The following is a 7,885-nucleotide window of genomic DNA, read 5'->3' on the forward strand; positions in this document are numbered from 1 at the left end:
TTTCTCGTTACCGGGGAAGGCTTTCCGCGCTCGCACGGGGCGTCGGCGGCGCGACGGCGAGCCGTTCGCGCAGTTCGCGCCGGTTGGCGACGCCGAGCTTGAGGAAGACGTTGGCCAGGTGGTACTCGACGGTCTTGGTGGTCACGTAGAGCTGGGCGGCGATCTCCCGGTTGGTGAGGTTGAGCTTGACCAGGTGCGCCACCTGGCCCTCGCGGCGGGACAGCCCGGGCACGGGGGCCTCGGCGAGCCCGGCGATGGCGGGCGACAGGCTGGGCGCGTGCTTGTCGATGAGGGCGATCGCGCGTTGTTCGAAGGGCGCGGCGCCCAGTTCGGCGAAGCGGTCGCGGGCGCTGGTCAGGTAGGGGACGGCGCGGCGCAGCTGCCCGGTCTCGGCGAGCCCCTTGCCGAAGTCGGACTCCAGCTGCGCTTGGAGGAAGCAGCGCCGGGGGCCGCGCCGGGCGAGGTCGTCGACGCGGTCACCGACCCACGCGGGGCCCGCTCCCCCGGCGAGGGCGAGGTCGAGCCGCACGATCGTCGGCGCGAGGTAGTCCACTCCTGCGGCGCGTCCGCGCAGGACGGCGAGCTGTTCGGCGGCTTCGGCGCGCAGGCCGGTGCTGATGAGCGCTTCGACGAGCAGCGGCCGCCACCACAGCTCCCACCAGGTGTGGGTGCCGTTGCGGTGGGTGGTCTCGTCGTGCCGCAGCGCGCGCAGGGTCGCCAGCATCTCGGTGTGGCGGCCCTTCGCCTGGTGCAGCGTGGCTTCGGCGATCACCGCGTAGCGCAGGTCCTGGGGGTTGCCGAGCAGTTGCGCGTTGGCCCACGCGGTCCGGACGTGGCCGCTGGCGGTGCTCCAGTCGCCGCGCCCGGAGGGCACCAGCGAGGCGACCATGTGCCGCAGCGCGCGGTTGTGCGGGTGCTCGTCGGGGTCGGCCAGCGACAGCGACTGGTCGGCGAGGATGGAGGCGTCCTCCCACTCCCCCTGCACGTAGTCGATGGCGGCGAGGTAGGAGTGCGGACTGGCGCCCGACATGGTGTAGACGCCGCCGCGGCCGCGCAGGATGGCGGTGCGCAGGTCGGTCCCGGCTTCGGAGAAGCGGCCGAGCATGGTGCGGATCGCGCCGCGGCAGATCAGCGAGTCCAGTTGCTCGGGCGGCACTTCGGCGGCGTCGGTGGGCATGTCGGCGAACTCGGCCAGGCCGCTGTCCATGCCGTCGACGCGGCAGCGGGCCACGGCGATGAACACGCGCACGAAGTCGGCCAGCCGCACGGGCAGACCGCCCAGCCGCAGTGCGAGGCGTCCCGGTTCGATGGCGGCGTGCGCGGCCCCGGACCACATGTGCGCGCCGGACAGACCAGCGGCGGAGACGGCTCTTGCCCACCCGTCCTGCTCGCCGCAGCGGTCGACAGCGTCTGTGAGCAAACGGGTGGCAGCGGCGCGGTCGCCCTCGGAGAACAACGCGATCAAGCCGAGCGCGAGGGAGCGCAACGGGCTGACCGCGCAGCGTTCGGCCTGGGGGCGCAGCGCGAGCGCGGAGGAGCGCTCGGAGCCGAAGACCATGTGCACGCAGCAGGTGAGCAGCCGTCGTTCGTGGTCGGCGCGCTCGCTGGAGAGGTCAGCTGCCCACCGCAGGTAGCGGGCGGCGAGCATGTGCTGGCCGAGGTTCCCTGCGCTGTGCGCGGCGGCTTCGAGCTCGTGGGCCAGGCCGGGGTCGGTGGCCGTCGCGGCGGCGACGCGGTGCGCCCAGCGGCTGATCGCGTCGCTCACGGCGGCGGCGCGCTCGTGCAGTTCGACGCGGCGGCTCGGCGGGATCAGGTCGTAGATCGCTTCGCGCTGGAGGCCGTGCGAGATGCGCAGCGGGCGCGAGGGTTCCCTGGAGGCGTGGCTGAGCAGGCCCGATTCCAGTCCGGCCTCGACGGCGAGGGTGGCGTCGGCGATCCCGGCGACGTGGGCGACCCGGGCCAGCGGGCTGATCTCGTCGAGCACGGCCAGCGCCTCCAGCAGCGCGCGGGTCTGACCGGGTAAGCGCTCCAGCGTCGCGCGCACGGCGGTCAGCAGCGAGCTGGGCGCGGGCAGCGCGAGCCGGTCGTCGTCGAGGGCGTCCCCGGGCAGCTCGTGCAGCAGAGTCCTGATGTGCAGGGGGTTTCCGCCGGTGTGCGCGCGCAGCCGCTCGGCGGTGGCGTCCGGCAGCTCCTCCCCGCGCAGCGCCAGCGACAGCGCGCCGACGTCGGGGCCGCTGAGCCCGGACAGCTCGATGGTGGTGGCGTTGGGGCAGCTGCGTTCGAGCTGGTGCAGCGCGCTCTCGGGGTCGTAGCCGGCGCGGCCGCGGCGGATGAGCACGGTCAGGATCTGGTCGGCGCGCATGCGGCGCAGCAGGAAGCCGAGTGCGCGCGCGGAGCCCGGGTCGGCCCAGTGCACGTCGTCGACGACCACGGCGACCGGGCGCTCGGCCTGGAGCACGGAGAGCACTTCCAGCAGTTGCGCTCCGACGGCGAACGGGCTGGTCCCGGGCTCGGCACCGGAGAGCAGCGGCACCGAGCGCAGCAGCACGGGGTCGACGCGGCAGGCGATCTGGTCGACGAGGCCGAACTCCAGCACCGACTCCCCCGGGTCCCCGGAGGCGTCCAGGACGGTGAACTCGGGCGCGTCCAGCGCGGAGAGCGCGCGCTGGACGAAGGTGGTCTTGCCGATCCCGGCGGCGCCGACCACCCAGACCGTCTGCGGCACACCGGAGACGACCTTGGCCAGCGCCTCGGACATCCGGTCCAGCTCGGCGTCGCGGCCGACGAACCCGGAACGGGCGTCGTCGACCGCGCTGTCACTGCGCACCGTGCACCGCCGGTCCCACAACGCCTCCCAATACCGTTCTTCGCACCGCAGATCCACCCCGTTCAGCGGAAAGCATTCTTTCCGGAACTCGGGGCGCAATTGTTTCACGAGGGCTCTCAAAAATAACCGCAGCGCGGACTCCGGAACAAGCATCGATTCGGACACGAACGGGTTGTCGAATCGATACCCATTCCCACTCGAACAGAGCAGAACTAGGAAGCGAATTCACTCAGCGCGACATCGTGTTCAGGCGGCGGGCCTGGTGTTGCCGGTGAAGTAGGCGGCGGCCGTACAGGGCGCCGGGATGGGATTCCGGCAGTCCACGGACAGCACGACCTGACTCTTCGGCCCGAACTCGATGGGGCGGACGAAGTGGTAGTCGAGATCGCGAAAGTTTTCCAGGTTCACCCTCAGCAACACATTCTCGCCACGCCGCAGTTCGAGTGTGCCGGTGTCCGCGCCCGGGTTCTGCAGGATGATGTCGGTCAACGCCAGCACCCGGTCGTCCTCCACCTTCTTCACCGCCGTCCCGGACTTGCCGGGCTGCACCGAGGTCTGGATGCGGAAGTCGGTGGCGAGTCCGCCGGTGGCCGTTCCCCCGCCGGGCGCGGGGGTCGGCGTCGGCGTGGCGCTGGCCTGGATGTCCTCGATCACCTTCGGGTCGACGCCCGCCGCCTTGGCCGCGACCTCGGCGAGCCGGTCGGCCTGATCGGCTTTGCGCTGCACCGCCGCCAATGTCGGCGACAGCTCGGCGCGGTGGCCGTCGACGGCGTTCTTGGCCGCGCCCGCCGCCGCTTCCCGCGCGGCCGTGGTGACGTTGGGCTTGAGCACGGTGAAGTACAGGACGAGCAAGGTCGCCGCGCCGGTCACCACGGCCAGCAGGGCGGGCAGCAACCACGGCGGCAGCAGCTGTTCCTGGACCATCGTGCCGTCGAGGTCGACCCGGTCGTCCTCGGCGCAGACGTGGACCTGGAACGGGATGGTCCGGTTCGGCCCGCGCAGGAAACGGCGCCGCGGGCGGACCTTGAGCTTGAGGAACGTGGCGCTGCCCGGCGGAGCCTCGAAGGACTCCGGCAACGCGCGCACCTTGAGCTGGTCGTCGGGGTCCTCGGCGAACACCTGCACGAGCACGGTCTTGTTGCCCCGGTTGTCCACGGCCAGCTCGTGGCGCGCCGAGCGGCGGCCGTGCGCGGTGCGCGGGACCAGCTCCGCGTCCAGCTCGGTGAAGGCCTTGACCGTGACCACGCCTTCGGCGACCGCTGAGCCGTCCACGTCCTCCTGCGAGGCGACGCGGACGCCGAAGACGACCGAGCCCGCGAGCACCTCGGCCGAACGCGGCGGTTCGAGGACCAGCTCGACGGTCGCTTCCTGGTTGGGGAAGAGGTTCAGCGTGGTCGGCTCGACCCTCGCCCAGCAGTCGATATCGCCGACGACGGAGAGGTCGAGGTGGTCAACGACGGTGCCGGTGTTGACGACCACGACCTCGCACACGGTTGGCTCGCCCGGCTCGACGGAGAGCTCGGCGGTGGCCAGCGACACGGAAACACCCATGCGGTGCACAGTGCCGCGAAGCGTCCGTGTCGGGCATCGGCGAGCGAGGAACCCCGTCGGGCAGCGAGAACTGCCCCTACGGGCACTCGCGCGTGCCCGGCCCGGCAGCGGCGCGCGGCTAGCGTCAGGTTCGCTGTGCGAGGAGGTCGGTTGTGCGTCGCTTCGTCCCGGTCGCGCTGGTCGTGACGCTGGTGCTGTCCCTGTCCGTGCTGCCGGTCCCCTCGGCGCTCGGCGCGGTGGCGCCCGGTGTCACGACCCGCCTCGGTCCGTCCACTGTGGACTTCGACGTGTCGGAGGACGGCCGCTTCGCCGCGTTCAGCAGCACCGCCGCGCTCGCCCCGCTCGCCGTCGCCGGTCAGTCCAACGTGTACGTCCGGGACACCAGGACAGGCGTGGTGACGTTGCTGAGCAAGGGTTCCGGGGTTCCCGCCGACGGCCCGAGCCAGCTGCCGTCGATCTCCGCAGACGGCCGCTACGTCGCCTTCGAGACGCAGGCGACCAACCTGGGCACCACTGACCGGGACAGCACTCCGGACGTCGTCGTGTGCGATCGGGGCAACGGCGGCGCTTGCACCTTCGTGGGGCAGCGACCGATCGGGCCGGGCGTCGGCGACACGCGCGCGCCGGTGCTCAACGCCGACGCGAGCGTGGTGCTGTGGGTGTACCGGCCGATCATGTCCTTCTCGTTCGCACCGCGACGGGCTCAGGCCGGTGTCGTCGGTGGTGACGAGCTGGTGCTCACGCGGCTGGACAAGGACGCCGCGGGGAACGTCCTGGCACCGACGCGCTTCGAGAAGGTCACGATGGCTCCACCCGGCAGCACTGTGACCGGGGTGGGTTCGCACTCGATCTCCGCGGACGGCAAGCAGGCCGCCGCGATCGTCAGGCTGGCGCCGGAGAGCTTCGCCGTCGTGGCGCTGCCGCTGGACGGTGGTCCTGTTGTGCGGGTGCCCTCGCCCGGCGCGCTCGCGGATTCGGTGATCTCCAGTGATGGCAGGAAGATCGCTTTCACCTCCGACCGGCACGCCACGGTGTTCGACCGCGCGTCCGGCACCACGACCATCGTGTCGCGCGACACCTCCGGCGCGGTCGTGGACGGGACAGCGCCGTCGCTGTCAGCTGACGGTCGCTACGTTTCGTTCGCCACCGCCGCGCCCAACGTGCACGACGGCGCTTCGCCTCCGGAGGCCCCAGCGAGCATCGTCACCCGCGACCTCGTGCAGGACGAGCGGCGCGCGCGGGCTGGGCTTCCGCGACTGCCCGCCGCGCTGACTTCGCCCAGCACGCGCCAGAACTGCGCTCCGGCCAATTCGACGTGCCCTGGCAACGGGACGAGCAGCGCGCCGAAGCTCGCCCCCAACGGCTCATCGGTGATTTTCGTTTCTGCGGCAAGTGATCTGGTGTCCGGTGATGACAACGGCACCGAGGACGCGTTCCTGCGCACGTTCACTCCGGGCCTGACGTCTGATCCGCGCTCGCTCTCGTTGCGTGGCTCGACCCCTGCCGCTGTCGCGTTTCGGCACAACGGGATCGGGCCGCTGGAGGTCAGCGCGCGCGTTGTGGGCAACTTCGAGGTCTACCCCACCGAGACGTGTTCGGCGCGCACGCTGCACGCGGGCGAGGAATGCGCGGTGTCCGTGCGGTTCCGGCGCACGACGCCGGGCACGAGCACCGGCAGGCTGGAGGTTGTCCTCGGCGGCGGTGGCGTGGTCGCCGTGCCGCTCACCGGCACGGTCGACGATCCCGGCGACCCCGAAGATCCAGGGGCCCCTGAAGATCCTGGCAAGCCCGGCGCCTTGGAGATCAGTCCGCACACGGTGGACTTCGGCTCGGCGCTGGTCGGCGCTCAAGGCGCGGTGAAGTCGGTCGAGCTGCGCAACACCGGTGACACGGCGGTGCGGATCACCAAGTCCGTGCTCACCGACAGCGGCCACCCGGGCGACTACGCGCTGACGTCGAACTGCGCGAGCGTTCCCGCGCGCGGGACGTGTGCGATCACCGTGCGGCACCAACCGCTCGGAGCGTTGGCACGGCACGCCGTGCTCCAGATCGAGCACTCCGCCGAGGGGGCTCGCGCGCTCGTGCTGTTGGTCGGCACCGGCACGCCCAGCACTCTCACCGTGACCCCGGCCGTGGGGCGGCCTGATTCCGTGGTGACCGTTGCGGGCACTGGTTTTCCTCCTGGTTCCTCAGTGACGGTGACGTTGGTGGGCGGGCCGGAGAAGGTCGCCGTGATCGCGGCCGCTGACGGCGCTTTCAAGGTGCCGATGCTGATTTTCCGCGGTGGTGCGGCGAGAATTCGCACCGCCGTCGCGGTGTCAGGTTCTCCGCTCGTGCGCGCTGAGCGAACGCTGCTCGTGCAGGTCGGTTCCGTCGCGCCCCCGGATCTGGTGTCCCGCCGGTGACCACGTCGCGGCGCGCTTGACGGTTCGGATCACCGGAGCGGTCTCCAGGTGCTCGATCGCTTCGATCGAGGCGACGCGCTCGGTCAGGTAGGCGCAGAGCGCGTCGATGTCGCGCGAGGGCTTCCACGACGGCCACCAGATGGGCTGGGCGCACGCCCGTTGATCTCGGGTGGACCGTCGTGGCTGTGTCTGCTCGGCCTCGCGGCGTTGGTCGCCTTCGTCTTTCACCAGCGTGGCGGCTCCGCGCTGCTCGTCGAGCCGAGTTTGTTCCGCGACAAGGCTTTCACCGCGTCGCTGGTCGGGTCGTTGGCGTTCTTCGCGGTGATGAACGGGTTGTTGTTCGTGCTCGTGCCGTTCCTGCAAATCACCCGGGGCGAGAGCCCGTCCGCGACCGCGCTGACGCTGCTTCCGTGGTCGGCCGGGCTCGCGATCGGTTCGTGGGTCGCGGGCGCGAAGGTGATGCGCGTCGGCTTGGGCTTGACCCTGGCGGGCTTGGCGGGGGCTCGTGGTGTCTGTTCACCGTGGTGCCGTTGCTCGTCACCGGGATCGGCCTCGGCGTGTTCACCGTGCCGTTCTTCGGCAACGCTCTTGCCGGTGTGGCCCAGCACGAGACCGGGTCGGCGTCCGATTTGCTCAACGCGGCGCAGCAACTCGGCGCGACCGTCGGCGTTGCCGTGCTGGGAACCGTGTTCTTCCGTTCCGGCACGCACGCGGTGCTGATCATCTCGATCGCGTTGATCGCCACCGTGCTGGCCCCCACCTCCGCCATGACGCCAGCCAGGCGGGAGACCGGTGAGGTCTCCCGCCTGTTCCCCTGATGAGGGAGAAGGGGACGAGCTGTCAGAGCGGTCGGAACTCCACCAGAACGCACCGCCCCGGCGGCTCGCCCTCGCGGCTACTTGGGCATCAGGACCGAGTCGATCAGGTAGACCGTGGCGTTGGCGGTGCGCACGCCACCGCAGATCACGTTGGCGTCGTTGACCTTCAGCGAGTTGCCGCTGCCGGTGACCTTGACGGCGCCCTTCTGCACGGTGGCCTTGTCACCGGCGATCTTGTCGGGCGCGATCTGGGTCGGCACCACGTGGTAGGTCAGGATCTTGGT

The 7,885-nt window shown here is 71.1% G+C and carries 6 protein-coding genes; 2 read left to right on the plus strand and 4 right to left on the minus strand.

What is annotated here, in order from left to right; translation table 11 throughout:
• Nucleotides 1–7: 7 nt before the first annotated feature.
• Both CCN37_RS16915 and CCN37_RS16920 read right to left on the minus strand, forming a co-directional pair.
• Nucleotides 8–2,827 (minus strand): AAA family ATPase, encoded by a 2,820-nt coding sequence (locus tag CCN37_RS16915; protein ID WP_168200705.1) that lies wholly within the window; start codon nucleotides 2,825–2,827, stop codon nucleotides 8–10.
• A gap of 246 nt (nucleotides 2,828–3,073) precedes the next feature.
• Nucleotides 3,074–4,378 carry a hypothetical protein gene (locus CCN37_RS16920; RefSeq protein WP_086821741.1) on the minus strand — a complete coding sequence of 435 codons (1,305 nt, stop codon included), beginning with the start codon at nucleotides 4,376–4,378 and terminating at the stop codon, nucleotides 3,074–3,076.
• A gap of 152 nt (nucleotides 4,379–4,530) precedes the next feature.
• Between CCN37_RS16920 and CCN37_RS16925 the strand changes: the two genes are divergently transcribed.
• Nucleotides 4,531–6,783 carry a choice-of-anchor D domain-containing protein gene (locus tag CCN37_RS16925; RefSeq protein ID WP_086821742.1) on the plus strand — a complete coding sequence of 751 codons (2,253 nt, stop codon included), beginning with the start codon at nucleotides 4,531–4,533 and terminating at the stop codon, nucleotides 6,781–6,783.
• On the opposite strand, the gene CCN37_RS40905 is transcribed toward CCN37_RS16925, so the two are convergent.
• On the minus strand, nucleotides 6,697–7,011 hold the full coding sequence (locus CCN37_RS40905) for a hypothetical protein (RefSeq protein WP_210408074.1): 315 nt from the start codon (nucleotides 7,009–7,011) through the stop codon (nucleotides 6,697–6,699). The genes CCN37_RS16925 and CCN37_RS40905 overlap by 87 nt on opposite strands.
• Before the next feature lie 293 nt (nucleotides 7,012–7,304).
• Between CCN37_RS40905 and CCN37_RS39045 the strand changes: the two genes are divergently transcribed.
• Nucleotides 7,305–7,601: an MFS transporter gene (locus tag CCN37_RS39045; protein WP_143261647.1), complete on the plus strand. Its 297-nt coding sequence runs from the start codon at nucleotides 7,305–7,307 to the stop codon at nucleotides 7,599–7,601.
• Nucleotides 7,602–7,678: 77 nt separating this feature from the next.
• Here CCN37_RS39045 and CCN37_RS16940 read toward each other — a convergent pair.
• The coding region (locus CCN37_RS16940) for a fasciclin domain-containing protein (protein WP_210408075.1) at nucleotides 7,679–7,885 on the minus strand (207 nt) is incomplete at its 5' end.

It is taken from the genome of Allokutzneria sp. NRRL B-24872 (genome assembly GCF_002155965.1).
Taxonomy (GTDB): domain Bacteria; phylum Actinomycetota; class Actinomycetes; order Mycobacteriales; family Pseudonocardiaceae; genus Allokutzneria.